Origin of the sequence: Allobosea eneae, assembly GCF_042657265.1 — a bacterium.
GTDB classification, from domain to species: Bacteria; Pseudomonadota; Alphaproteobacteria; order Rhizobiales; family Beijerinckiaceae; genus Allobosea; species Allobosea eneae.
Genome location: NZ_JBHSLW010000026.1, coordinates 13,834 through 38,942 on the forward strand (window position 1 = coordinate 13,834; position 25,109 = coordinate 38,942).

28 protein-coding genes are annotated in these 25,109 nt (G+C 66.2%); 13 read left to right on the forward strand and 15 right to left on the reverse strand.

Annotated elements, in window-relative coordinates:
- The first annotated feature begins 4 nt into the window (after nt 1–4).
- From ACFPOB_RS16185 to ACFPOB_RS16205, 5 genes are all read left to right on the forward strand, one after another.
- Entirely contained in the window at nt 5–1,210 is a 1,206-nt protein-coding gene (locus tag ACFPOB_RS16185) for a polysaccharide pyruvyl transferase family protein (protein ID WP_377799444.1), read from the forward strand.
- Nucleotides 1,207–2,406: a hypothetical protein gene (locus ACFPOB_RS16190; protein ID WP_377799445.1), complete on the forward strand. Its 1,200-nt coding sequence runs from the start codon at nt 1,207–1,209 to the stop codon at nt 2,404–2,406. Before ACFPOB_RS16185 ends, ACFPOB_RS16190 begins: the two co-directional genes overlap by 4 nt.
- Nucleotides 2,403–3,863 carry a polysaccharide pyruvyl transferase family protein gene (locus ACFPOB_RS16195; protein WP_377799446.1) on the forward strand — a complete coding sequence of 487 codons (1,461 nt, stop codon included), beginning with the start codon at nt 2,403–2,405 and terminating at the stop codon, nt 3,861–3,863. Before ACFPOB_RS16190 ends, ACFPOB_RS16195 begins: the two co-directional genes overlap by 4 nt.
- A gap of 148 nt (nt 3,864–4,011) precedes the next feature.
- Nucleotides 4,012–5,046: a GSCFA domain-containing protein gene (locus ACFPOB_RS16200; RefSeq protein WP_377799447.1), complete on the forward strand. Its 1,035-nt coding sequence runs from the start codon at nt 4,012–4,014 to the stop codon at nt 5,044–5,046.
- Between the two features lie 124 nt (nt 5,047–5,170).
- On the forward strand, nt 5,171–5,452 hold the full coding sequence (locus tag ACFPOB_RS16205; protein WP_377799448.1) for a hypothetical protein: 282 nt from the start codon (nt 5,171–5,173) through the stop codon (nt 5,450–5,452).
- A 115-nt stretch (nt 5,453–5,567) separates the two neighbouring features.
- Here the strand turns inward: ACFPOB_RS16205 and ACFPOB_RS16210 are convergent, their stop codons facing one another.
- A complete protein-coding gene (locus tag ACFPOB_RS16210) occupies nt 5,568–6,299 on the reverse strand; it encodes a DUF899 domain-containing protein (protein ID WP_377799449.1) in 732 nt (243 codons plus the stop codon).
- A gap of 68 nt (nt 6,300–6,367) precedes the next feature.
- Between ACFPOB_RS16210 and ACFPOB_RS16215 the strand changes: the two genes are divergently transcribed.
- Complete coding sequence (locus ACFPOB_RS16215) at nt 6,368–6,832, forward strand: MarR family winged helix-turn-helix transcriptional regulator (RefSeq protein WP_377799450.1); 465 nt, start codon at nt 6,368–6,370, stop codon at nt 6,830–6,832.
- Between the two features lie 67 nt (nt 6,833–6,899).
- Nucleotides 6,900–7,304, forward strand: coding sequence for a VOC family protein (locus ACFPOB_RS16220; RefSeq protein WP_377799451.1), 405 nt, complete (start codon nt 6,900–6,902; stop codon nt 7,302–7,304).
- A gap of 88 nt (nt 7,305–7,392) precedes the next feature.
- Here ACFPOB_RS16220 and ACFPOB_RS16225 read toward each other — a convergent pair whose 3' ends face one another.
- The 9 genes from ACFPOB_RS16225 to ACFPOB_RS16265 all read right to left on the reverse strand — a co-directional run bounded on the left by ACFPOB_RS16225 (nt 7,393) and on the right by ACFPOB_RS16265 (nt 16,168).
- Nucleotides 7,393–9,150 (reverse strand): ABC transporter substrate-binding protein, encoded by a 1,758-nt coding sequence (locus ACFPOB_RS16225; RefSeq protein ID WP_377799452.1) that lies wholly within the window; start codon nt 9,148–9,150, stop codon nt 7,393–7,395.
- A gap of 77 nt (nt 9,151–9,227) precedes the next feature.
- Nucleotides 9,228–9,509 (reverse strand): DUF2160 domain-containing protein, encoded by a 282-nt coding sequence (locus tag ACFPOB_RS16230; RefSeq protein WP_377799453.1) that lies wholly within the window; start codon nt 9,507–9,509, stop codon nt 9,228–9,230.
- A complete protein-coding gene (locus tag ACFPOB_RS16235) occupies nt 9,502–9,858 on the reverse strand; it encodes a hypothetical protein (RefSeq protein ID WP_377799454.1) in 357 nt (118 codons plus the stop codon). The genes ACFPOB_RS16230 and ACFPOB_RS16235 overlap by 8 nt, the downstream gene beginning before the upstream one ends.
- A complete protein-coding gene (locus ACFPOB_RS16240) occupies nt 9,858–10,655 on the reverse strand; it encodes a carbohydrate ABC transporter permease (RefSeq protein ID WP_377799455.1) in 798 nt (265 codons plus the stop codon). The genes ACFPOB_RS16235 and ACFPOB_RS16240 overlap by 1 nt, the downstream gene beginning before the upstream one ends.
- Entirely contained in the window at nt 10,655–11,554 is a 900-nt protein-coding gene (locus ACFPOB_RS16245) for a carbohydrate ABC transporter permease (RefSeq protein ID WP_377799456.1), read from the reverse strand. Before ACFPOB_RS16245 ends, ACFPOB_RS16240 begins: the two co-directional genes overlap by 1 nt.
- Entirely contained in the window at nt 11,551–12,645 is a 1,095-nt protein-coding gene (locus ACFPOB_RS16250; protein ID WP_377799457.1) for an ABC transporter ATP-binding protein, read from the reverse strand. The genes ACFPOB_RS16245 and ACFPOB_RS16250 overlap by 4 nt, the downstream gene beginning before the upstream one ends.
- Nucleotide 12,646: 1 nt before the next feature.
- Nucleotides 12,647–13,732 (reverse strand): ABC transporter ATP-binding protein, encoded by a 1,086-nt coding sequence (locus ACFPOB_RS16255; RefSeq protein ID WP_377799458.1) that lies wholly within the window; start codon nt 13,730–13,732, stop codon nt 12,647–12,649.
- Nucleotides 13,729–15,264 (reverse strand): glycerol-3-phosphate dehydrogenase, encoded by a 1,536-nt coding sequence (glpD, locus tag ACFPOB_RS16260; protein WP_377799459.1) that lies wholly within the window; start codon nt 15,262–15,264, stop codon nt 13,729–13,731. The genes ACFPOB_RS16255 and glpD overlap by 4 nt, the downstream gene beginning before the upstream one ends.
- A 100-nt stretch (nt 15,265–15,364) precedes the next feature.
- Nucleotides 15,365–16,168 (reverse strand): DeoR/GlpR family DNA-binding transcription regulator, encoded by an 804-nt coding sequence (locus ACFPOB_RS16265; RefSeq protein ID WP_377799460.1) that lies wholly within the window; start codon nt 16,166–16,168, stop codon nt 15,365–15,367.
- Nucleotides 16,169–16,368: 200 nt separating this feature from the next.
- Here ACFPOB_RS16265 and ACFPOB_RS16270 point away from each other — a divergent pair, with 200 nt between their 5' ends.
- Both ACFPOB_RS16270 and ACFPOB_RS16275 read left to right on the forward strand, forming a co-directional pair.
- Nucleotides 16,369–17,343: a sensor histidine kinase gene (locus ACFPOB_RS16270; protein ID WP_377799461.1), complete on the forward strand. Its 975-nt coding sequence runs from the start codon at nt 16,369–16,371 to the stop codon at nt 17,341–17,343.
- Nucleotides 17,344–17,422: 79 nt separating this feature from the next.
- Entirely contained in the window at nt 17,423–17,905 is a 483-nt protein-coding gene (locus tag ACFPOB_RS16275) for a hypothetical protein (protein ID WP_377799462.1), read from the forward strand.
- A gap of 85 nt (nt 17,906–17,990) precedes the next feature.
- Here ACFPOB_RS16275 and ACFPOB_RS16280 read toward each other — a convergent pair whose 3' ends face one another.
- Complete coding sequence (locus tag ACFPOB_RS16280) at nt 17,991–19,268, reverse strand: MFS transporter (protein WP_377799463.1); 1,278 nt, start codon at nt 19,266–19,268, stop codon at nt 17,991–17,993.
- Nucleotides 19,269–19,383: 115 nt separating this feature from the next.
- On the opposite strand from ACFPOB_RS16280, the gene ACFPOB_RS16285 reads away from it, so the two are divergent.
- A complete protein-coding gene (locus ACFPOB_RS16285) occupies nt 19,384–19,845 on the forward strand; it encodes a winged helix-turn-helix transcriptional regulator (RefSeq protein WP_377799464.1) in 462 nt (153 codons plus the stop codon).
- Here ACFPOB_RS16285 and ACFPOB_RS16290 read toward each other — a convergent pair.
- Both ACFPOB_RS16290 and ACFPOB_RS16295 read right to left on the reverse strand, forming a co-directional pair.
- Nucleotides 19,842–20,246: a hypothetical protein gene (locus ACFPOB_RS16290; protein WP_377799465.1), complete on the reverse strand. Its 405-nt coding sequence runs from the start codon at nt 20,244–20,246 to the stop codon at nt 19,842–19,844. The genes ACFPOB_RS16285 and ACFPOB_RS16290 overlap by 4 nt on opposite strands.
- Nucleotides 20,247–20,338: 92 nt before the next feature.
- Nucleotides 20,339–20,716, reverse strand: coding sequence for a hypothetical protein (locus ACFPOB_RS16295; RefSeq protein WP_377799466.1), 378 nt, complete (start codon nt 20,714–20,716; stop codon nt 20,339–20,341).
- Nucleotides 20,717–20,876: 160 nt separating this feature from the next.
- On the opposite strand from ACFPOB_RS16295, the gene ACFPOB_RS16300 reads away from it, so the two are divergent.
- Nucleotides 20,877–22,370: an MDR family MFS transporter gene (locus ACFPOB_RS16300; RefSeq protein WP_377799467.1), complete on the forward strand. Its 1,494-nt coding sequence runs from the start codon at nt 20,877–20,879 to the stop codon at nt 22,368–22,370.
- An 85-nt stretch (nt 22,371–22,455) separates the two neighbouring features.
- Complete coding sequence (locus ACFPOB_RS16305; RefSeq protein ID WP_377799468.1) at nt 22,456–23,010, forward strand: DUF1269 domain-containing protein; 555 nt, start codon at nt 22,456–22,458, stop codon at nt 23,008–23,010.
- A 37-nt stretch (nt 23,011–23,047) separates the two neighbouring features.
- On the opposite strand, the gene ACFPOB_RS16310 is transcribed toward ACFPOB_RS16305, so the two are convergent.
- Together ACFPOB_RS16310 and dapD are read right to left on the reverse strand one after the other, a co-directional pair.
- Complete coding sequence (locus ACFPOB_RS16310) at nt 23,048–23,641, reverse strand: hypothetical protein (protein WP_377799469.1); 594 nt, start codon at nt 23,639–23,641, stop codon at nt 23,048–23,050.
- Between the two features lie 121 nt (nt 23,642–23,762).
- Nucleotides 23,763–24,605 (reverse strand): 2,3,4,5-tetrahydropyridine-2,6-dicarboxylate N-succinyltransferase, encoded by an 843-nt coding sequence (gene dapD / locus ACFPOB_RS16315; protein WP_377799470.1) that lies wholly within the window; start codon nt 24,603–24,605, stop codon nt 23,763–23,765.
- A 211-nt stretch (nt 24,606–24,816) separates the two neighbouring features.
- Between dapD and ACFPOB_RS16320 the strand changes: the two genes are divergently transcribed.
- Entirely contained in the window at nt 24,817–25,104 is a 288-nt protein-coding gene (locus ACFPOB_RS16320; protein ID WP_377799471.1) for a hypothetical protein, read from the forward strand.
- Nucleotides 25,105–25,109 lie beyond the last annotated feature (5 nt).

The window sequence follows — 25,109 nt, forward strand, 5'->3', positions numbered from 1 at the left end:
AACCATGGCCCGCATCCTCGTGATCAGCCCGTCGGGCGAGGTCTACAACCACGACAATGTTCGCTGGTACCGCCACGCCGACCTGCAGAGCCATATCAACCACTACCACAATATCGGCGACGCCTTCGTCTTCGATTCCTCGCTGAAGCTGCTCAACTTCGAGAAGCTTGAGGAACTGCCGATCACCAGCATGGACTCCGCGCAGATCGACCGGTTCAACGCCGAGTTCGACTATGTCTTCCTGCGCGGCTCGAACTATGTCCACGCCGGCATGAACTGGAGCCGCACCGCCGAGGTGCTGCGCCGGCTCAAATTGCCGGTGCTCGCCTTCGGCATCGGCGCGCAGGCGCCGGTCAGCGGCAAGCTCGAACTCAGTGAGGACAGCAAGACCGTCCTCAAGCTGATCGCCGATTCCACCGCCTCGGTCGGCGTGCGCGGCACCTATTCCGCCGAGGTGATGCACGAGCTCGGCATCAGGAACGCCCGGATCATCGGCTGCCCGACTGCCTTCCGCAACAACCGTCCGGACCTCGCCATCCGCCTGCCAGCGCTCGACAGCGTGAAGCAGGTTGGCGTCACGCTGCGCCGCGAGGTCTCCAAGCACTACGCCAAGGACATCAAACGCTATCTGACCTTCCACCGCGACCTGGTGAAGGCGATGGCGGACCGCTTCGAGGTCACGCTGATGTCCCAGGGCGAGGTCGAGGAGAAGAAGCTCGCCCTTGGCACGCCCGAGCAGAAGCAGGAGGGCATGGCCGCGCTGCGCGAGAACGGCTGGGCGATGTCCTGGTATCTCGACGAGCAGATGGAAGGGCTCTATCGCGACCGGATGTTCTATTCGGACGTGGTCGCCGAATACGAGCAGCTCGTCCGCAAGCTCGATCTCGTGCTCGGCTACCGGCTGCACGGCAATCTGATGGCGCTCGCCAACGGCACGCCCTCGATCTACTTCACCTATGACAGCCGCACCGTCGAGTTCGCCGAGACCTTCCAGATCCCAAGCGTCGACGTCTTCGGCGACAAGCCGTTCAAGCTGGAGGAGTACTGGGACCAGGCGCGCTTCGACCGCTTCAACGCGGCCTATGCCCGGACCTATGGCGCGATGAGCGCCTTCCTCAGCGAGAACAAGGTCGACCACAAGATGGCCAGGCCCGCCGCCGCTGCCCCGTCCGCTCCGCCGGCTCCCGAGCCGGAGAGGAAGGTGGCATGAGGAGCGTCCGTACCGCTCTCGCCTGCCTGCCGGCAGCCCTGCTGGCGATCGGAATTCCGGTCGCCGGCTTCGCGAAGGCGCCGGGCCAGCAGGCATCGGGCTACCGGCTCGTCGTCGCGCCTGACGCGAAGGAGGAGACAGTCGTCTCCTGGGCGCGCGAGCGCTGCGAGGAATGGGACCTGCCGGACGCGCCCTTGCGCGCCTTCCGCGACAATAAGGGCGAGGTCGTCGCCTTCGCCAGCCACTACCGCAGCCGGCCGCTGATCGGCGGCGACCTCACCGCGATCCGTAAGAGCTGCGCGGTCTCCTTCGAGGCGAAGAGCAGCGCCGATCCCAGCCAGTTCAGTGACAAGAGCTGGATCGCCGCGACCTGGACCGGCGATGGCCGCCGCGTCGACGCGCTGTTGCACGCCGAATACCATGCCGACAAGCATCCCGGCGCCTGCCGCTTCAAGGATGCGATGAGCTGCTGGTACAATGTCGTCACCGCCGCTCATTCCGTCGATGGCGGCCTGAGCTTCAAGACCGACGAGCCGCGCCCGCTGGTTGCCGCTCCCGGCTTCCCCCAGGATGTCGGCCAGGGCCGGCACCGCGGCTTCTTCAATCCGTCCAACATCGTCCAGAAGGACGGCGCCTGGTATGCGCTGATCATGACGACTGGCGGCGAGGGCCAGAAGAATGGCGTCTGCCTGTTCCGCTCGGCCGACATCAAGGACCCGACCTCCTGGCGCGCCTATGACGGGCAGGACTTCACCATCCGCGCTGTCGATCCCTATCGCGACGATCTCAGTGAGGCGCGGCCCTGCCAGACGCTGAAGCCGCTGCCGACCACTGTGGGATCGCTGACCCGGCACGAGCCGAGCGGGAAATGGCTCGCGCTGCTCCATCTGGGGCCCGATCCGAGCCAGAACATTGCCGGCGGCCGCGTCGCCTATAGCTGGTCCGACGACCTGATCCGCTGGTCGCCGCTGCAGACCCTGTTGGTGCAGCCGACGATGTGGAGCAAGAACTGCAGCGACCGGCTGCGCTACGGCTATGGCGCCCTCGCCGATCCCGCCTCGCGCTCGCGCAATTTCGAGACCACCGGCGACGAGGCCTATCTCTTCATGACCAGGATGAAGGTCGCCGACTGCAAGCTCGGACCCGATCGCGATCTGGTCCGCCTCAAGGTTCAGTTCGTCAAGGAGGGGCCATGAACGCGCCCGTGCTCAATCTCGGCTCGGTGGTCTCGGCGGAGAACGCCATCAAGATCCTGCGCACCACCACCGGCGAGGTCGTCGTCGCCATCGGGCGCCGGCCCGACCGGAGCTGGCCGGCGCTCAAGCTGATCCTCGACGGGCAGGACTACGCCACCATCCATCCCGGCGCGATCGTTACGGCTGAGGCCGATGTCGCCGAGCTGACGATCCCGCTGCCAGCCATGCCCAATGGGCGCCCGCACTCGGTCGCGATCGCCGACGCCGCCACAGGCACGCTCGCCCCGGGCTCGAACCTGCGCCCTATCGCGACCGAGACCAAACTGCGCGCGCTGGTAATCTATCCGGCCGGCGAGGTCCATGAGCACGACAAGGTGCGCTGGTACCGGGCGCCAATGGAGAAGCTGCTAAGCGACTATTTCAACATCGGCGACATGATCGTCTACGATTCGACGTTGAAGCTCCTGCGCTATGCGCATCTGGAGCCGATGAAGATCATGTCCCCGACCGAGGCCGACATCGAGCGCTATGCCAGCGAATTCGATTACGTCTTCGTGCGCGGCTCGAACTTCATCCACGAGAACATGGATTGGTTCCGCGCCGTCGAGGTGCTGGAGCGGGTCAAGCTGCCGGTCTACGCCATCGGCGTCGGCGCGCAGGCGAGCCAGAACCGCAGGATCGAGCTGCCGGAGCCTTCCAGGCGCTTCTGGTCGATCGTCGCCGAGCGCTGCGCCTCGATCGGCGTGCGCGGCGCCTTCAGCGCCGAGACGCTGCGCCAGAACGGCATCAAGAATGTCGAGGTCGTCGGCTGCCCCTCGATCTTCCGCACTCGTAACCGCGACCTCCAGATCCGCATCCCCGATCAGCGCGAGATCCGCAAGGTCGCCTTCAGCCTGCGGCGCGAGGCCGACAAGAGCTACACCGCCGATCCCGAAGCCTATCTGCGCAACCAGAAAGCCGCGCTGCTCAAGGTCGATAGCCAAAGCGAGATGGTGATGTCCTCGCATGGCGAGCAGGAGGAGAAGGCCTTCTTCCTGCGCGACGGCGCCGCCAAGGAGAAGGCCGTCGCGGAGTTCGTCAAGACCAAGTGGTGGGACGGCCCGGACGACACCGCCATGCGGCGCATCTACGAGAAGCAGCTGTTCTCCTTCTTCGACGTCGAGCGCTATGACGAGTTCGCTCGTTCGATCGACCTTGCCGTCGGCTACCGCGTCCATGGCGTGCTGCCGGCCGTCGCGCACGGCGTGCCCGGCGTGCTCGTCGCCTATGACACGCGCAGCCAGGAACTGGCGGAGACGCTGAAGATCCCGGTCGTGCCGGAAGCGGCGCTGGCCGAGGGCGGCTGGCGCGCCGTCTACCAGGAGGCGGCGCTGAACACTCTCGCGAAGAGCTATGCCGCCTCCTACGACCGGATGCGCGGCTTCCTCGACCGCAACGGCATCCCGCATCGCATGTGAGGTCAGGTCCGGCGCGGCGACGACCGCGCCGATTGGAGGAAAACGCCCGGAGGTCACCGGGCCATCAGCAACCGCCCGGCGAGCTAAGCGACTTTCCGAGGTCCGCAGTGTCGAGCCCGAGAGGTTTGCACGAACCAGGAGACGATCGATGAAGATCGAATACGATGCAGGCACGGCCCTTACCATCATGCGCGGCAATCCGGTGCGCGGCTGGATTTCGGGCAAGCCCGAGAAGATGGCCAAGGAGCGCCTGACCACCGGCAATTATCTTGCCGTCCAGCATAAGCCGAAATTCAAGATCGACCCGACCTGGCCGATCTTCACCATGGGCTCCTGCTTCGCGCGCGAGGTCGAGAACATCCTGATGATGCGTGGCCTGCCGTTGCTGCTGCGTGGCCATGGCGTGCCGGCCGAGCATTTCGAGAGCTGGGACGAGGCGACGGGCCGCGGCGGCGGCGCCGATCGCGGCCAGCTTTCCCGCGGCGCGCTCAACAAGTACTCCGTCCGCTCGATGACGCATGAGCTCAAGCGCGTGCTGCGCGGCGAGAGCTATCCCAATGACGGGCTGATCGAGCTCGCGCCCGGGCAATGGTTCGATCCGCACGCCAGCGGTCTCAGGCTGCTCGACCGCGACACCGCCTTCGCCAACCGCAAGCGCCTCAGCGAGGCGACGGCAACGATCAAGCAGGCGCGTATCTGCTTCTTCACGCTCGGGCTGACCGAGACCTGGCTCGATGCGCAGACCGGGATCGCCATGAACGCCCATCCCGGGCCGAGCTGGCTGCAGCGCATGCCGGAGCGTTTCCGCTTCGTCGATTACGGCTATGACGCGACTTTGGCCGACATGCTCGACATCATCGGGCTGATCCGCGAGCACTGCAATCCGGAGATGCGCTTCGTCGTCACCGTCTCGCCGGTGCCGTTCGGCGCGACCTTCAAGGATGCCGACGTGATCGTCGCCAACAGCGCCTCGAAGTCGCTGCTGCGCGCCGTGGCCGAGGAATTGTTCCGCCGCTTCGACTATGTCGACTACTTCCCGAGCTACGAGATCGTACTCAACTCCCCGCGCGCCCTCGCCTTCGAGGACGACCAGCTCCACATCGCCCGCGAGATGGTCGCGCATGTGATGACGACCTTCCAGGGCGCCTATCTGCCGCCGGCCGAGCAGCCGCAGGCGGCCTGACCACAGGCGGGTCGCCCTCGCCGACCTGCCATGCCAAGATGCGCAGGGCGCCGACGAACGGCCCCCGGCGCAGGCTTGTCCGGTGGCCGTCCGACCGCCCGATCGAAAGCGTCGGGAGGACGAGATGAACGTTGCCAATCTCCAGCTTGAAGGCATGCTGCTGGCCTTCACCGCCGTGCTGCGCTCGCTGGTGGCGTCCGGCGCCTTGAGCGACACCCAGCTCAAGGCCGCGCTGGCCAAGGCCGAGCAGACCGGGCTCGGTGATCGTCAGCGCTGCGACCAGCTCAGCCCGAGCCAGCGCGACTCGCTCGCGTTCGCCGCCCGTTTCCTGTCGATCGCGACGCGCTCGGACAGCGGGATGCGGCCCTTCTCGGACGTCGCGCGCGAGGTCGGCCGCACCACCTGAGTGGTCTGCGGTCGGCCTTAAGCTCCGGTCGTGAAAAACACGCGCCCCAAGCCCGGTCCCTCTCGGGAGCGGGCATCCCACCGACCCTATGCGCGTGGTCTGGCTCGCTGCGCCGTCAGGCGGCGCAGCAGGCGTGAGCCTTCGGCTGATCCTCATATTCGTCGTGGCGCTTGACGAAGCTCAGCGTCGAGGTCTCGTTGCGGCCCTTCGGCGCCCGATCGAGGATCATCAGTGTCGCCAGCATCTCCTCGCCGCCGCGGGCATAGCCCGAATAGGTGTGGAAGACCTCGCCGGTTTCATCGCGAATGAAGGAACTGAGGCCGGGCAGTTCGTCGCAGGCCTGCTCCGACGGCGTCCGGGTGAAGTTGTACGTCACCCCGCCCTGGCCAAGCTCCTCCTTGGTGAAGGAGACATGGTAGTCGAAATTGAACTCGCTGCCGAAGGACGAAACCCAGGGCACGCTCCAGCCCATCCGCGCCTTGTAGGCCTCGATCCTGGCGAGCGGCGCGCGGGAGACCATCACTAGTGTGACGTCGTGGTTGTTGAGATGCGCCAGCGTGCCGTCGAAATGGTCGGCCATGAAGGAGCAGCCGGGGCAGCCCGCCTCCCAATCCGGCCCGAACATGAAATGGTAGACGACGAGCTGGCAGCGGCCATCGAACAATTCGGCCAGCGTCTTCCTGCCCGCGGGCGTATCGAAGGCGTAAGTTTTGTCGACCTTGACCCAGGGCAGGGCGAGCCGCTCGGCATTGATCTCGTCGCGCAGCCGGGTGAACTCCTTCTCACGAGCGAGCAGGGCCTTGCGCGCATCCAGCCATTGCGAACGGGAAACAACCTGATGCTCCATCACCGTCTCCTTGCAGCACCCAGCCACCCAGCCTAGATTGGTTGCGTTGATATCAACATATCTGAACGATGTCAAAATCACCTGAAGCCCCTCAGGGATCTCTCGTCCCTTTCGCCACGACATTGCATGTGCGCGACCATTGCCTGTGTCTGCATGTCCAGCGTGCGGCGCGCGCGCTGGCGCGATTGTTCGACGAGGCCCTGCGCCCGGTCGATCTGACCAATCAGCAATTCTCCCTCCTGATGTCGCTGAACCGGCCGGAGCCGCCGCCGCTCGGCCCGGTCGCCAGCCTGCTCGGCATGGACCGGACGACGCTGACCGCCGCGCTGAAGCCGCTCGAGCGCCGCGGCCTCGTCGTCGTGACCGCCGGCGAGAAGGACCGCCGCAGCCGGCTTCTGGCAATTACGCCGGAGGGAATTGCCTTGCTGGCAAAGGCCATGCCGATCTGGCAGCGCACGCATGACGAGGTCGACGCCCGTCTCGGCGACTTCGAACCCGCCAGGCTCAGGCAGGCGCTTCAGGCCGTGTCATAGCCGCGCCACATCGCCCCGGCCCACTGGCCGTGCATCCACAAGAGCAATGCCGACCCAAGGAGCCGCAATGCCCCAGATGATCTTCGTCAACCTGCCGGTGAAGGATCTCAAGAAATCGATGGCCTTCTTCGAGGCGCTCGGCTTCTCCTTCAACCCGCAATTCACCGACGACACCGCCGCCTGCATGGTGATCAGCGACACGATCTTCGCGATGCTGCTGACCCATGAGAAGTTCGCGAGCTTCTCGCCGAAGCCGATCGCCGATACCAGCCAGTCGCTGGAAGTCCTGACCGCTCTGTCGCGCGACAGCCGCGAGGCGGTCGACGAGATCGTCTCGGCCGCGCTGGCCGCCGGCGGCACGACCTTCAGCGAGCCGAAGGATTACGGCTTCATGTACGCCCACGGCTTCCAGGACCTCGACGGCCATGTCTGGGAGGTGATGTGGATGGAAGAGAGCACGACGCAGTCATAACCGCTGGCCGAGCGATAGAGGTTCAATAATCGGGGGCGCGGCATTGCTGCCGCGCCCCTTTCGCGCTGTTGAGCCGGGAGGAGGGGGCTCAGCCGCGCTTGGGGGGAGACGCTGGCCAGCTCTTGATCAGCGTGTCGTAGTCGATCGTCTCGCCCTTCGGCTTCTCATTGGCGAGCTTGCGCTGCGGCGCCAGCGTGCCGGCCTTCTCGGCCTTGGCGAACCACTCTTCCGCCGTGGTGCGCGGGTTGAGCTTCGGCCCGCAATCGCCTTGCACGCCGGAGCGTTCCAGGCGCTCCATCACCGAGTCCTGCGCTGCGGCCAGCGCATCCATCGCCGCCTGCGGGGTCTTGGCGCCGGAGGAGGCGTCGCCGATGTTCTGCCACCAGAGCTGGGCGAGGCGCGGATAGTCCGGGACGTTGTTGCCGGTCGGGGTCCACTGCACGCGCGCCGGCGAGCGGTAGAACTCGATCAGCCCGCCGAGCTGCGGGGCGCGCTCGGTGAAGCTCTTGTCCCAGATGTCGCTCTCGCGGATGAAGGTCAGGCCGACATGGCTCTTCTTCAGGCTGACCGTCTTGGAGACGATGAACTGGAGGTAGAGCCAGGCCGCCTTGCGGCGCTCGACCGGGGTGGAGTTCAGCAGGGTCGCCGAGCCGGCATCCTGGTAGCCGAGCTTCATGCCGTCCTTCCAGTAGGCGCCCTTGGGCGAGGGCGCCATCCGCCATTTCGGCTTGCCGTCGGCGCTCATCACCGGCAGGCCGGGCTTGACCATGTCGGCGGTGAAGGCGGTGTACCAGAAGATCTGCTGGGCGATGGAGCCCTGCGCCGGCACCGGGCCGGATTCGCCGAAGGTCATGCCCTGCGCCTGCGGCGGGGCGTATTTCTTCAGCCAGTCGACATATTTGGTGATCGAGTAGACCGCAGCCGGGCCATTGGTGTCGCCGCCGCGCTCGACCGCGGAGCCGACCGGGCGGCAGCCCTCCATGCGGATGCCCCATTCGTCGACCGGCAGGCCATTCGGGATGCCCTTGTCGCCGTTGCCGGCCATGGACAGCCAGGCGTCGGTGAAGCGCCAGCCGAGCGACGGGTCCTTCTTGCCATAGTCCATATGGCCGAAGACCTTGGTGCCGTCGATTTCCTTGACGTCGTTGGTGAAGAACTCGGCGATGTCCTCATAGGCCGACCAGTTCACGGGCACGCCGAGATCATAGCCGTATTTGGCCTTGAACTTCTCCTTGAGATCGGCGCGCTGGAACCAGTCGTAGCGGAACCAGTAGAGGTTCGCGAACTGCTGCACCGGCAGCTGGTAGAGCTTGCCGTCCGGCCCGGTGCCGAAGGACTTGCCGATGAAGTCGTCGATATCGAGGTTCGGGTTGGTGACGTCCTTGCCTGGGCCGGCCATCCAGTCGGTCAGGTTGGTCGCCTGCTTGTAGCGGAAATGCGTGCCGATCAGGTCGGAATCGTTGATCCAGCCATCATAGATGTTCTTGCCGGACTGCATCTGCGTCTGGATCTTCTCGACCACGTCGCCTTCCTGGATCAGGTCGTGCGTCAGCTTGATGCCGGTGATCTCGCTGAAGGCCTTGGCCAGGGTCTTGGCCTCGTATTCATGCGTGGTGATCGTCTCCGAGACGATGTTGATCTCCATGCCGGCGAAGGGCTTCGCGGCATTGATGAACCATTCCATCTCCTTCATCTGCTCGTCCTTGGAGAGCGTCGAGGGCTGGAACTCGCTGTCGATCCATTTGCGCGCCTCTTCGGGGCCGGCGAGGGCCGGCCCGGCGGCGAGCGTCAGCGCGAACAGGCTGGCGCCGGCGAGGCAGGAGAGGTGTGTCTTGAGCGTCGTCATCGTTGTCCTCCGATGTTCCCTAGGATGTGCCGCCCGTTCTCCGGGTTCGGTCGTTTCTTGTTCTTGGGCTTGCCTCCTCAGACGAAGCGGAACACCGCCACGGCATAGAGGAGTGCGAGGCCGGAAGCCCACCACAGCGGCTGGCCGACGATGCCGAGCCAGGCCAGGTGAATGAAGGCGCTGCCGAGCAGCGATATGAAGAGCCGGTCGCCGCGGGTGGTGGCGATGCCGAGCACGCCGACCCGTTCGGTCTCGGGCCGGAAGATCGCGAGCAGCGTCAGGATCAGGAGCAGGCTGGCGATGCCGGCGAAGAAGACGCCGGTCTGCCAGGTCCAGGCCATCCAGGCGAGTTCAGGCATGGGAAGTCCCCCCAGCATCAACGTCAGAGGCATTGGCAGTCGCACCGCCTGCCGTGAATGCGAGATACTTCATGATACCGATGAGATGGTGGCAGGCGTGAGATATGATCATCCCATGATCTTCGGATCTATACGCGAGCATCTCGCGCCGCAGATCGCCTATGTCATCGGCAAGCGACCCGACGATGAGTTCAGGTTGCTGGGCGAGATTTAACGCATCCTCGAAAAACACACCCCAATGCTCATTGTGCTCCAGAACGATCTTGCCCATACCCTGCCGTTCGAGAGCGTCGAAAACGGTACTCGTCCATTCCCTCACTTCGGCGATGCTCAAGGTTTTGTCCGTCATCACACCCTCCCCAGGGCGAAGCCCTTGGCGATGTAGTTGCGGACGAACCAGATCACGAGCGCGCCGGGGATCAGCGTCAGCACGCCCGCCGCCGCGAGCACGCCCCAGTCCATGCCGGCGGCCGAGACGGTTCTGGTCATGGTCGCGGCGATCGGCTTGGCGCTGACGCTGGTCAGCGTGCGCGCCAGCAGGAGCTCGACCCAGGAGAACATGAAGCAGAAGAAGGCGGCGACGCCGATGCCGGATGCGATCAGCGGCATGAATATCTTCGTGAAGAAGCGCGGGAACGAGTAGCCGTCGATCGCTGCGGTCTCGTCGATCTCGCGCGGCACGCCGGACATGAAGCCTTCGAGGATCCAGACCGCCAGCGGTACGTTGAACAGGCAGTGGGCCAGCGCCACCGCCAGCGGGGTGTCGAACAGGCCGATCGCGGAATAGAGGTTGAAGAAGGGCAGCGCGAACACCGCCGGCGGCGCCATCCGGTTCGAGAGGAGCCAGAAGAACAGGTGCTTGTCGCCGAGGAAGCGGTAGCGCGAGAAGGCATAGGCCGCCGGCAGCGCGAAGGCGAGCGAGAGCAAGGTGTTCAGCGCCACATATTGCAGCGAGTTGATGTAGCCGGAATACCAGCTCGGATCGGTGAAGATCTTGACATAATTGTCGATCGTGAAGCGATGCGGCCAGAGCGTCAGCGCGTTGGTGATCTCGGTGTTGGTCTTGAAGCTCATGTTGACGAGCCAGTAGATCGGCAACATCAGCGCGATGAGGTAGAGCGAGAGGATCAATCGGCCGCCGCGCATCAGCCCCTCCCCGCTTCCGAATCGGCCCGCGCATCGGCGGTGGTCATCACCGTGTAGAACACCCAGCACACCGCGAGGATGATCAGGTTGTAGACGATCGAGAGCGCCGCGGCCTTGCCGAGGTCGAACTGCCCCAGCGCCAGCTTGACCAGTTCGATCGAGAGGAAGGTCGTCGAATTGCCGGGGCCGCCGCCGGTGACGACGAAAGGCTCGGTGTAGATCATGAACGAGTCCATGAAGCGCAGCAGCACGGCGATCAGCAGCACGCGGTTCATCTTCGGCAATTGGATGGTGCGGAACACGGCCCAGCGCGAGGCGCCGTCGATGCGCGCCGCCTGGTAATAGGCGTCGGGGATCGATTTCAGGCCGGCATAGCAGAGCAGCGCCACCAGCGAGGTCCAGTGCCAGACGTCCATCACGATGATGGTGAACCAGGCGGCGACCGGATTGGCGACATAGTTGTAGTCGATGCCGAGGCCGTTCACCGCCGCGCCGAACAGCCCGATGTCGCCGCGTGCGAAGATCTGCCAGATCGTGCCGACCACGTTCCACGGGATAAGCAGCGGCAGCGCCATCAGGACGAGCGTCGCCGAGACGGTCCAGCCCTCGCGCGGCATCGACAGCGCGACGAGGATGCCGAGCGGGATCTCGATGGCGAGGATGATCGCCGAGAAGGCGAGGTTGCGCCAGAGCGAGTCGTAGAAGCGCGAGCCGAGATCGCTCTTCGGGTCGAGCAGCTCGGCGAACCAGCCGACACCGTTCCAGAAGAACTGGTTGTTGCCGAAGGAATCCTGGACGGAGTAGTTCACCACCGTCATCAGCGGGATCACCGCCGAGAAGGCGACGATCAGCAGCACCGGCAGGACGAGCAGCCAGGCCTTCTGGTTGACCGGCTTCATGGCTGGCCTCCCGGCAGCGCTTGCCCCTTCACCAGATGGCCGTCGCTGTAGATGTGGATCTGGCTGGCCTGCAGCGCCAGCGCCGCCTGATCTCCATCGAAGCTCGTGCCTTCCGGCACGCTTGCGGCGAGTTTCAAGCCATCGAGCTCGACGCGAGCAATGCGGGCCCGGCCGATATCGTCGATCCTGGCGATCCGGACCGGCAATCCGGCGCCGCGTGGCGCGAGCGTCGCATATTCCGGCCGGATGCCGAGCTCGACCTTGCCGGCGAGCGCCGGATAGTGCCGAGTGAGCGCAATCTCCTGCCCGGCGAGGCTCGCTTGCGCGCCCTCGACCTTGCAGGGCAGCACGTTCATGCCGGGCGAGCCGATGAAATGGCCGACGAAAGTGTGCGCCGGATGCTGGAACAGCTCCTCCGGCGTGCCGGTCTGCACCACCCCGCCATCATGCATCACCACCACCGTGTCGGCGAAGGTCAGCGCCTCGGTCTGGTCGTGGGTGACATAGATCATGGTGAGGTCGAGCTTGCGGTGCAGCTCCTTCAGCATCGAGCGCAACTGCCATTTCAGATGCGGGTCGATGACGGTCAGCGGCTCGTCGAACAGGATCGCGGCGACGTCGGGCCGCACCAGCCCGCGCCCGAGCGAGATCTTCTGCTTGGCGTCGGCGCCGAGCCGGCTCGCCTTGCGGTCGAGCGCCGAGGTCAGATCGAGCAGGCCGGCGATCTCGGCGACGCGGGCCTCGATCTGCGCCTTCGGAACGCCGCGGTTCTTCAAGGGGAAGGCGAGATTCTCGCGCACCGTCATCGTGTCGTAGACGACCGGGAATTGGAAGACTTGGGCGATATTGCGCGCCTCGGTCGGCGCTTTCGTCACGTCCTTGTCGTCGAACAGGATGCGCCCGCGCGTCGGCACGACGAGACCGGAGATGATGTTGAGCAGCGTGGTCTTGCCGCAGCCGGACGGGCCAAGCAGCGCATAGGCGCCGCCTTGGCGCCAGACATGGTCGACCTCGCGCAAGGCATAGTCCTGCGGCCCCTGCGGATCGGGCTTGTAGGAATGGGCCAGCTTGTCGAGCGTGATCCTGGCCATCTCACGCCGCCTTTGCCGGAGCCGCCGCCGCCAGCCTGCCGGCGGCATCGAACAGGAAGATGCGGGCGGGATCGAGCCAGGCGGTCACGGCGGCACCCGGCTCGAGACGGCGCACGCCAGGCACCAGCGCGACCAGGCGATGCTGGCCGACATCGAGATGGACATAGGATTCCGAGCCGGTGATCTCGGAGACCGAGACGTTTGCCTTGAGCTCGATCGCCGGTGTCGGCAGCGCGTCGAGCGCAAGATGATGGGCACGGAAGCCGATCGTATAGGCGCTATCGGGCACGCTGGCGAAGGCGCCGCTCGCCGGGATGCTCTGGCCGGTCGAGAGCCTGACCTCGCCGCCCTGCCTGGTCCCGGAAAGCGTGTTGAGCGGCGGATCGGAGAAGACCTGCGCGGTCACGAGGTCATCAGGCTGGCGATAGACTTGCGCGGTCGGGCCGAACTGCGTGACCTTGCCCTGGAACAGCGTCGCGGTGTTGCCGCCGAGCAGCAGGGCCTCGCTCGGCTCGGTGGTGGCATAGACGAAGATCGCGCCGGATTCGGCGAAGATGCGCGGCAATTCCTCGCGCAGCTCCTCGCGGAGCTTATAGTCGAGATTGGCGAGCGGCTCGTCGAGCAGCACCAGTTCGGCGCGCTTCACCAGCGCGCGGGCTATCGCGGTGCGCTGCTGCTGGCCGCCGGAGAGTTCGAGCGGCTTGCGCTGCAGATAGGGCTCGAGCTGCAGCAGCGCCGCGGCGCTTTTCACCCGCGTCTCGATCTCGCTCGCCGGCAGGCCGGCGACGCGCAGGGGCGAGGCGATGTTCTCGTAGACCGACAGCGCCGGGTAGTTGATGAACTGCTGGTAGACCATCGCGACATTGCGCTTCTGCACCGGCAGCCCGGTGACGTCGCGGCCCTCGATCAGCACCTTGCCGCTGCTGGGCGCATCGAGCCCGGCCATCAACCGCATCAGCGAGGTCTTGCCGGCAAGCGTCGCGCCGAGCAGGACGTTGAGCGAGCCTCTCTCCAGCGTCAGCGAGATGTCGCTGAGCAGGGTCTGGGCGCCGCGCGTCAGGTCGATACTGTCCAGCGTCAGGCTCATCCGCGCGCCTCCATCCGGGCGGAAGCGGGTGGCGCAGCCTTCGCGGCCATATAATCGTCGAGCGCCCGGCGCTGCTCGGGCGAGAAGCGCAGGCCGAGCTTGCTGCGCCGGAACAAAACGTCCTCGGCGCTGACAGCCCATTCCTGGCTCATCAGCCAGGCGACTTCGCGCTCGGTCAGGTCGGCGCCGAAGACGCGGCCGAGATCGGCCATCGCCTTGGCGCCTTCGAGCAGGGTCTCGGCGCGGGTGCCGTAGGCGCGGGCGAGCCGGCGCGCCAGCTTGCGCTCGAGCCAGGGACGGGTGGCGCAGATGCGCTCGAGCAACCCGTCGAAGCCCTCGACCGGGAAATCGCCGCCAGGCAGGTGCGCTGTGGCGGTCCAGGATGGCGCGCGCAGGGCCGGCACGGCGGCGGACAGCTTCTCGACCGCTGCTTCCGCCAGCCGGCGTGCCGTGGTGATCTTGCCACCGAAGACCGAGAGTAGCGGCGCCGAACCGGCCGGCTCGTCCAGCGTCAGCACATAGTCGCGCGTCGCCTCCTGGGCCTTGCTGGCGCCGTCATCATAGAGCGGGCGCACGCCAGAATAGGTCCAGACAACGTCCTCGCGCTCGATCGGCTTGCGGAAATACTCGCTCGCCGCGGCGCAGAGATAGGTGATCTCGTCCTCGCTGGCGGCGACCTTGGCCGGGTCACCGTCATAATCCTTGTCGGTGGTGCCGATCAGGGTCAGGTCGTCCTCATAGGGGATGGCGAAGATGATGCGGCCGTCGGCGTTCTGGAAGATGTAGCAACGGTCATGCTCGAACAGGCGCGGCACGACGATATGGCTGCCCTGGACCAGGCGCACCGAGGCCGGACGATTGCTGGCGACGATGCCGTTCAGCACATCGGCGACCCAGGGGCCGCCGGCGTTGACGAGCGCGCGGGCGCTGGTCTCGGCTCGTGTTCCGTCTGCTGCTTCCGTCGACACCACCCAGAGCTCGCCCTGGCGGCGGGCGCCGATCACCTTGGTGCGCGGCAGGATCCTGGCGCCGTGCTCGGCCGCGTCGCGGGCGTTGAGCGCGACGAGGCGGGCATCCTCGACCCAGCAATCGGAGTATTCGAAGGCGCGGTCGAAGCGCGGCTGCAGCGGCTCGCCGGCGGCGTCGCGCTTGAGATCGAGCGAGCGCGTCGCCGGCAGCAGCTGGCGGCCGCCGAGATGGTCGTAGAGGAAGAGGCCGAGCCGCAGCATCCACCAGGGCCGCAGGCCCGCATGATGCGGCAGCACGAAGCGTAGGGGGCGGATGATGTGCGGCGCGGCGCGCCACATCACCTCGCGCTCGGTCAGCGCCTCGCGCACCAGCCGGAATTCATAGTGCTCGAGATAGCGCAGCCCGCCATGGATCAACTTGGTCGAGGCCGAGGAGGTTGCGCTGGCAAGATCGCCCTGCTCGAACAGCACGACCGAGGCTCCGCGCCCGGCGGCATCGCGCGCAATGCCGCAGCCGTTCACGCCGCCGCCGATGATGGCGATGTCGAACACCGGAGCCGTCACACGCTTCCTCCCGCAGGCGCTCCTGAGAGCTCCCTTTCAACGCACGGTAGAGCGTGATTTTTTTGCGCGCAACGGCAAAACGAAAGCCAAAGCGAAAATATCAGGTTTCGCTTTGGCTGTATGCAGCATGCCTGATCAGCGTTTCGGTTTCGACCAGCTTGATGCCCTCGCTGCGGCAGAGCTCGCGCAGCGGCGGTGGATCGAGGCGGTCGGTGACGAAGACGTCGATATCGCGCAGATGGCCGATGCGAACCGGAGCGGAACGCTCGAACTTGGTGCTGTCGGCGACGAGCAGGCACTGCCGGGCGTTCTCGATGATCGCTTGGGAGACGCGGACCTCGCGATAGTCGAAGTCGAGCAGCGCCCCGTCCTCGTCGATGGCGGAGGTGCCGATCACCGCATAGTCGACCTTGAACTGACGGATCAGATCGACGGCGGCGGCGCCGATCACGCCACCATCCGAGCGCCGGACCGGCCCGCCAGCGACGATCACCTCGATGTTCTGGTGTGGGTAAAGCAGCGTCGCGACATGCAGGTTGTTGGTGATGACGAGCAGGCCGTGATGGTCCGACAGCGCGCGCGCCACCTCTTCCGTGGTGGTCCCGATATTGATGAAGAGCGAGGCGTCGTTCGGGATCAGCGCTGCCGCGGCCCGGCCGATCGCCGCCTTCTCGTCGCGGGCGATGAAGCGGCGTGCCTCATAGGCGAGGTTCTCAACGCCGGACGCCACCACAGCTCCGCCATGCACCCGCGACATGATGCGCTGATCGCAGAGCTGGTTCAGGTCCTTGCGGATGGTCTGGGCGCTGACCTCGTAGCGCGCCGCCAATTCCTCGACATTGACCCGTCCTTGCGCCCTTGCCAGCGCCACGATCTCGCGTTGGCGTGGCGTGATGCTCTCCATATCCGGCTCCTCGTGACGTGGCGCCAAGCTGACCGCGCCGACCGGCAGCGTCAACCTCAGGCTGTTCGGCGGCTAAGCACCGGCGGCACTGGGCCGTGCCGCCATGATGGCAAGGCATGTCAAAAGACATGCATGTTTGACAGACACTGCGCTAGCGGTCGAACTGTCTCGTCTTCACCCCCGACTCGAAGGCCCCGCCTTTGCCAACACAGCTCGACAAGGATGCCCGCTTCCTGCGTGCCGTGCTGGCCGCATCGGATGACTGCATCAAGGTGATCGGTCTCGACGGCACGCTCGAATTCATGAGCGAAGGCGGTCAGCGTGTGATGGAGGTGCAAGATTTCGAGGCGATCCGCGGCTGTCCGTGGATGCAGTTCTGGGAGGGCGCGAGCAAGGCAGAAGCGGAGGCTGCCCTTGATGCGGCCCGGGCCGGTCACAGCTATCGCTTCCAGGGTCCGGCCAATACCGCCGCCGGCAATCCGCGCTATTGGGATGTCCAGGTCACACCGATCATCGCGTCGGACGGCAAGCCGGAGGCGATTCTCTCGGTTTCGCGCGACATCACCCAGATGCATGCCGGCGAGGAGCGCTATCGCCTGCTGGCGGGTGAGTTGAACCACCGGATCAAGAACCTGCTTGCCATGGTCTCGGGGATCGTCAACCAGTCGCTGCGCGGCGCGGAAGAGCCGCTCGATATTGTCAAACGGCGCCTCTCCGACCGCTTGCAGGCGCTGGCGGCGGCGCAGGACGTGCTGATGATGGCGAGTCGTCACGGCGCCGAGCTCAAGCAGCTTGTCGAGGTCGTGCTGTCGCCGCATCGCTCCGGCGAGCGCATCGACGCGGACGGCCCCTCGGTGACGCTGTCCTCGAAATGTGCGCTGGCCATGGCGCTCGCTTTGCACGAACTCGGTACCAACGCCGTGAAATACGGAGCGCTTTCCGTGGATGGCGGTCATGTCGACGTCTCCTGGAGCAACCAGGACGGTGAATTCCACTTCCGCTGGCAGGAGAGCGGCGGGCCACATGTGACGGCGCCGCAGCGGCGCGGCTTCGGCTCGCAAATGATCGAGAAGGTGCTCGGCAACTATCTCGGCGGCACTGCGAAGCTCGATTTCGCGCCTGATGGCATCGTCCTGTCGCTCGATGCGCCGATAGCAGCGTTGGCCGAAGGCTAATCTCCGGCGACCAGCCGCTGTATGGCGGCGCGAAACCGGCTGGTCTCGGCGGCAGGTTCCGGCAGAGAACGACACGCAGATGCTGAGGAGGTCGCGCCGCGCCGCCATCCTCGTAGCGGACCTTGTCGCATTCGGGCTCGCCTGCGCCGCCTATTCGCTGAACCGGCACAGCCATGACGCGGCCGCGCTGGAGGAAGCTGGGCGGACCCCGCATCGCCTGATCTCGCAGGGGGTCGATCACCACGACGCGCATCTGACCAGCCTATCGGCGCTGGTGCAGGCGGCCAAGCCCGCCCGTGTCGCGACGGTCGAGCAGGTGGCGGCCAGCATCATCCGTTTCTATCCGCGCATTGTCGGCATCGATGTTGTCGATCTCGCCTTGAGTCCGCCGCGCTCGCTGCTCATGCGGCCGACGTCGCTGTTGTCGCGGAGGAGGCGCAGCAGGCGGTCGGATCGAACCTGCGCACGCTTGCACTCGATGGTGGCAACAGGCTGCTTCTGGTCAAGCGGGCGCTCACAGACGGCGTCGGCCATTACGCGCCTGCCCTCCTCATCGATTTGAAAGGCGATCGCCGCCAAGCTGAAGTGACCAGTCTTCGGTGAGGGGGCGTCAGAGCGTTTGCCGCAAGGCAGCGGCCCTGATCGTTTCAGGCGGCAGGCTTCGTCGTCACGGCTCGCGTCGCCTCAATCGGCATGGCCTTCAGCGTCGCGGCCCAGAACACCAGCGCGGCCGTAGCGATCGCCGCGCCGAGCAGGCTGACGCCAGTCCAGCCGGCCTGTGCATAGACCAGCGTCGAGCTCGACGAGCCCAGCGCGCTGCCGATCGAATAGAACACCATGTATCCGGCGGTCAGCCGGCTCTGCGCCTCCGGCCGAGCCCGGTAGATCATCGCCTGGTTGGTGACATGCACCGCCTGCAGGCCGAAATCGAGGATCAGCACGCCGGCGACCAGGAAGAGGATCGACTGCGGCAGCAAGCCGATCGGCAGCCAGGCGAACAGCATCAGCGCCAGTGCGATCCCGGTGAGGCGCTGGCCGTGGCCACGGTCGGTCCAGGCGCCGGCCCGCATCGCGCCGAGCGCGCCCGCCGCCCCGGCGAGGCCGAACAGGCCGATCGCCGTATGCGACAACGAGAAGGGCGGAGCGGCCAGCGGCAGCACCAGCGGCGTCAGGAGCGTGGTAACGTCGGCGAAGATCAGCATCGCGATCACTGCCCGGATCCGCAGCACCTTCTCGTCGCGGAACAGGGTGACAAGCGAGCCGATCAGTCGCGCATAGGAGAGCCGTGCCGGTGGCTTGCGCTCGGCCGGCAAGTTCCAGAACAGGATCGAGGCGATGATCAGCGTCGCTGCCGCCGAGAGCAGATAGACCGCTCGCCAGCCCGAGAGATCGGCCATCGCGCCGGCAATGGCGCGGGCGAGCAGGATGCCGAGCACGATCCCGCTGGTGACGGAGCCAACGACCTGGCCGCGCTCTTCCGGCCTTGCGAGGCTCGCGGCATAGGCGACGAAGGCCTGCGTTACGACGGCGAGGAAGCCCATCGCCGCCATCGCCGCCAGCAGCACCGCGCCGGATACCGAGACGGCGACGCAGATCAGCGCCGTGACCGAAAGCAGCGATTGCAGCACGACCAGCTTGCGGCGATCGACGAGGTCGCCGAGCGGCACCAGCAGGATCAGCCCGAGCCCGTAGCCGATCTGGGTCGCGCCCACGACCAGGCCGACCGTCGCCCGCGAGAGACCGAGGTCATTGGCGATGATGTCGAGCAGCGGATGGGCGAAATAGGCGTTGGCGACGGCGAGCCCGCTCGCCACGGCAAAGAGCAGGATCATGCCGGCTGAAAGCCGCGCTGCCGGCGGGGTAGGCGCTGGGCGTGAGTCAGCGCTCGCGGCGCCGGCGGGCGCCGCCTCAGGGTCCAGTCGCATGGACAAATCTCCGGAAAATGAGTTTCATAATGAAACTGATTGCGGTGTAGCTGTGTGAGTTTTATCTTGCAACCTATTGGTCGATCACGGAGCCTTGAGGGGGACCACAGCAGTCATGGTGAAGCGCCGCAGCCTGGTTAGCGACTATTGCCCGAGCGCCCGGGCGCTCGATGCGATCGGCGACTGGTGGTCGCTGCTGATTGTGCGCGACGCCTTCGACGGCATGACCCGCTTCAGCGAGTTCCAGACGAGCCTCGGCATTGCCCGCAACATCCTCTCCGAGCGGCTGCGCACGCTGACCGCGCGCGGCATTCTCGAAGCCGTCCCGGCGGCCGGCGGCGGGGCACGCCGGGAATACCGGCTGACGGCCAAGGGGCGCGACCTTTTCCCGGTGATGGTGGCGCTTCGCCAATGGGGCGAGCAGCACCTGTTCGGGCCGGGCGAGCTGCACTCCTCGCTGATCGAGCGCGACAGCGGCCGCAAGGTTACCCTGACCGTGCAGACCGAGGATGGCCGCCCGATCGGCGCGGACGAGGCGATCATCCTGAAGGTGCCTGCCTCGGAGAAACAGCGCTAGTCGAGCGAGGCCGGCTCCGCCTTGGGCAGCTTGGCGCGGTAGAGCAGTTTCCAGGCATCGGCGCCGAGCGCAGAATCCTCGCACTTCAGTTCGGCGAGCCGGCGGCCGCCTCTGGAAACGAGAATGCCGTCGCGCTCGCCCTGCCCCTTCACGATGATCGAGTAGAGCGTGTAGCGGGTTTCGCCGCGTGAGAAGCGGACGATGTCGCCGGCGAAGCCGGCATCGCCGATGACTGCCGTGCTGAAGGCCTGGTCCGGTAGTGCGCGCGCCTCCGGATGCTTCAGCTCGATCGCGCCCTTGCGGCCGAAGCGATAGGCCAGGCTGCCCTGGCTCGGCCCGAGGTCGGCGGAGGCGCAGAGCGAGGCGATCTTGCCGCCGGTCGCACAGGAGAAGATCGCCATCTCGCTGGATCGGCATAGCGAAGGCCGTGTATCGGCCAGGGCGGAGCCGCAGGCGAAAGCTGCCGCGAGAGCAATCAGACAGCGCAGGTCGATCATTTCAGCCAGAGCCTGAGCGGGATCTTCCCGGACTTGCCGCAATCGGCGAAGGCGACGCCGTCTTCCGACAAGGTGCCGGAGACCGCACAGCGGTCTTCGCCGATCGTCAGCATCGCCGCATAGCGCTGGCCATCGCGGCGCAGGCTGAGTGTGCCGGATTTCTCCGCGACCTCGCCCGGCCCGCACAGGGCCAGATGCTTCAGGCTGACCGGTCCTGCGAAATCGCGATTGCGCCTGGGGCCGTTCGCTTCCGTTGCGGTGAGCTGCGCCGACAGCGCCCATTCGCCGACATAGCCGTAGCGGCCCGTGAGCTCGAGCGCCTTGGCCGTCGTCGGCAGCATCGGCAGCAGGACAAAGAGCAAATGCGCGCGCATGGGCCCTCGCAGCAAGTAAGGCGATGCTAGCCGCACTTCATCGCCTGCGCCAATGCCGGGCTGCGCTCACTTCGCGGCGGCGTTGCGTTCCTGACTCTGGCGCATGGCGGGGAGGGCTCCTAACCTCAGATATTCCCCAGGCACAGGACGACAGGTACCGATGGACAAGCGGGTCGAGACGCCGCCGACGCAGGCACCGCTTTCTCATGCCGACATTCGGTCGATCCTGATCGGGATCATGCTCGCCATGTTCCTGGCAGCGCTCGACCAGACCATCGTCGCGACCGCTATGCCGACGATCGGCCGCGAGCTCGGAGACGTCGCCCACCTGCCCTGGATCGTCACCTCCTATCTGCTCGCCTCGACCGCGGTGACGCCGCTCTACGGCAAGTTTGCCGATATCCATGGACGCCGTGTCACCTTGCTTGGCGGTATCGCCATCTTCGTACTCGGCTCTCTCGCCTGCGCGCTCGCGCCGTCGCTCTGGCTGCTGGTGGTCGCGCGGTTCGTGCAGGGGCTCGGCGGCGGCGGACTGATCGCCATGGCGCAGACCATCATTGCCGACATGGTCCCGCCCAAGGAGCGCGGCAAGTACCAAGTCTACATCGCCAGCGTGTTCTTCTCGTCCTCGCTGCTTGGCCCGGTGCTTGGCGGGGTGATCTCGGAGGCGCTGCATTGGTCGGTGATCTTCTGGATCAACCTGCCGCTCGGTCTCGGCGCCTATTGGATGACGCATACCGCGCTGAAACGGCTGCCGCGGCATGAGCGGCCGCACAAGCTTGACGTGCTCGGCGCGCTCTTGATGACCAGCGCGACGATGACCTTGCTGCTGGCGCTGTCCTGGGGCGGTACGCATTATCCCTGGAGCTCGCCGCCTATCTTTGGGCTCATCGCCGGTTCGGTCCTGCTCTGGCTTTGCTTCGCCTGGCGCCTGCGTACCGCTGCCGAGCCGCTCATCCCGTTGGCGCTGCTCGCCAACCCCGTGGTTTGCGACGGCACCATCGCCGCCGGCTTCGGCATGGGCACGTTCATCGGCCTGACCATCTATCTGCCGCTCTACTTCGAGACCGTCGCCGGGCTCTCGGCAGCCAATTCCGGCATGGGCCTGCTTCCGCTGACCTGCGGCACGGTGCTTGGCGCCACGGCGTCCGGGCGGGCGATGACGCGGCTCAATCACTACAAGCGCGTGCCGGTGATCGGGCTTGCCCTGGCGCTCGTCGGCACCGCGATCCTGATCGCAACCGCAGGCCGCCTGCCGCTGATGCCCTTTTCCCTGCTGCTCGGCCTGATCAGCATCTGCTTCGGCACGCTGCTGCCGGTCGCGACGGTCTCGATTCAGAACGCCGTCGCTCCGCACCAGCTCGGCACCGCGACCGGGACTGCGAACTTCTTCCGCCAGATCGGCGGAGCGCTGATCGTCGCGATCTTCGGCGCGATCGTGCTGGGGGGCATCGGCGCGAGCGGTGCCGGCCTTTCGGCCGAGACGCTCAAGGCCGGAGCGGTCGATCGCGAGACGATGATCCGTCTTTTCCAGTACGTCTTCGCCGCGACCTTCGCCGGATTCGCGTTCGCGCTCATCTTCCTGTTACGCATGAAAGAGTTGCCGTTGCGCGGTTCGGCCCTTGCGGCTGCGAAGGAGGTGGCGGGCGAGTAGCGGAACGCCCGCATTCGTCGCGCGTTTGCCGCAAGCCCGTCACAGAGCGGCGGCAGCTTGTCTCGTCGTGTCAGAGGAGTGCGCCATGTCCGATCTCGTCGTCATCGTTTACCCGACCGAGGCCAAGGCCGAGGAAATGCGGCAGAAACTCATCGGCCTGCAGAAGGAGTATCTGATCCAGATCAGCGATGCCGCCATCGCGGTCATGCACGAGGGCGGCAAGGTCAAGCTCAACCAGCTGCTCAACACCACTGCGCTCGGTGCCGCCTCGGGCGGGTTCTGGGGCCTGCTGATCGGTGCGATCTTTCTGATGCCGGTGTTCGGCGCGGCGCTTGGTGCCGCCTCGGGCGCGCTCGGCGGCGCGCTGACCGATTACGGCGTCAATGACGGCTTCATGAAGGAGCTCGCCGCCAATCTGCAGCCGGGCAATGCCGCGCTCTTCGTGCTGATCCAGAAGATGACGGCCGACAAGGTGCTCGAGGCGATCAAGGGCACCGGTGGCGTCGTGCTCAAGACCTCGCTCGACCATTCGCAGGAGCAGAAGCTGCGCGACGCGCTCGCCGCCTCGCCGGCTGCGCAACGCCAGGAGCTGGCGCCCGGTTCGACCGAGCCGACGCCGAATCCGGTCCCCGGTGCCTGAGCGCTTGTTACGGGTGAGCGCGAGGGTAACCTCGCGTCTACCGCCGCTTGAAGCCCTGCTTGGCGATGGTGAGCGTGACGGTGCGGCCGGTCTGGGCCGAGCCTTCCATATTGTGCACCTTGAGCTCGGCGCCGATACCGGTCAGGCGCAGGCCCGCCGGATCGTCGGGCAGGCTCCAGCTCTGCGTGTCGGCATGGAAGGCGAGCGGCAGGTCGAAACGGCCGCTGGCGCCGGCCAGGAAAGCGTTGATCTGGCCGACAGTGCCGGCCCTCGTCTGGTCGAGCCGGACACGGTAGAGCGCGCGCCGCCCGATCAGATCGAGTTCGACGCCGACGACGAGGTGCTCGGCCGGATGGCGGGTGAACACGCTGGTCGAGGAAATGCTCCGGCGATCGACCGTGGCGTCGGCCTGCATGCGCACGACGCCGGACGCATCGGTCGACAGGCGCTGCCCCGCGCCGGGGGCACTGGCTTCAGCCTCCGAGCCGATCGCAACCCTGACCGCATGGCCTGCAAGCGGCTTGCCGGCCTCGTCGATCAGCTTCAGCGTCAGATTGACCGGCTCGGCCCGGAGCGGTTGCGTCGACAATGTGAAGAGCGAGAGGGCGGCGACGCTCAAAAGGCTCTTCAAAGGCTCCGCCTCCGTCGGGTTGAAACGGCATCCGGTCGGTTCGATCGACCGAATGCCGTCCTTACGTTAGTCAGAAGCGGTTCTACCATCAGCCTGCACCGCAGGCTGACAGGAACCGACCCTAGTCGCGCAGCAATTCGTTGATGCCGGTCTTGGCGCGGGTCTGGGCGTCGACCGTCTTGACGATCACGGCGCAGTAGAGCGAGGGACCGGGCGTGCCGTTGTTCAGCGGCTTGCCCGGCAGCGAGCCGGCGACGACGACCGAATAGGGCGGCACCTTGCCGACATGGACCTGGCCGGTGGCGCGATCGACGATCTTGGTCGTGGCCGAGATGAAGACGCCCATGGCGAGCACCGACCCCTCGCCGACGACGACGCCCTCGACCACCTCGGAGCGGGCGCCGATGAAGCAATTGTCCTCGATGATGGTCGGGTTGGCCTGTAGCGGTTCGAGCACGCCGCCGATGCCGACGCCGCCCGACAGATGCACGTTCTTGCCGATCTGGGCGCAGGAGCCGACCGTCGCCCAGGTATCGACCATGGTGCCGGAATCGACATAGGCGCCGATATTGACGAAGGACGGCATCAGGATGACGTTCGGTGCGAGATAGGAGCCCTTGCGCGCCGCCGCCGGCGGCACGACGCGGAAGCCGGCGGCGCGGAAGCGGTTCTCGCCCCAGCCGGCGAACTTCGACGGCACCTTGTCCCAGAACACGCCTTCGCCCGGGCCATGCGCCATGATCTCGTTGTCGGCGAGGCGGAAGGAGAGCAGCACCGCCTTCTTCAGCCACTGATTCGTCACCCACTCGCCGCCGACCTTCTCGGCGACGCGAGCCTGCCCGGAATCGAGCAGCTCGATCGCCTGCTCGACCGCATCGCGCACGGCGCCCTTGGTGTCGATGCCGATCTCGGCCCGGTTCTCCCAGGCGGCGTCGATGGTAGCGGCGAGATCGGTCAGGGACATGGAGCGGCTCTCTCGTCATGGTCGGCCTTGTGCCGACCATCCACGTCCTGCGACGTGGATGAAAAGGGGAAGACGTGGATGCCCGGGCCAAGCCCGAGCATGACGAGGGTGAGCGATGGCGGAACCATGCGGCGCCGTCAAGCCAAAGCAGGAACACCCGGGGCGCAAGCATGTTACAATGCCAGCGGAGCCAATTCAGCGGACGCGACAGATGACCCGGATTCTCACGATGCTTTTTGCCCTCGGTCTCGCCGGTACGGCGCTGGCGCAAGGGCGCCCGCAATCCCCGTCGCTCAGCTGCGCCGCCAACCGCCAGAGCGTTCTTGCCAATGGCGCGATCGTGCTCGGCACCGGCGGCTACACCTATGACCGCTTCGTGGTCCATCGCGGCTTCTGCCAGTTCGACGAATACGCCGATCCGGCCTGGGTGCCGGCCCGCGACACCCCGCAATGCTTCGTTGGCTACCGCTGCAAGAGCAATCGGCCCTGGGACGACTGAAAAGC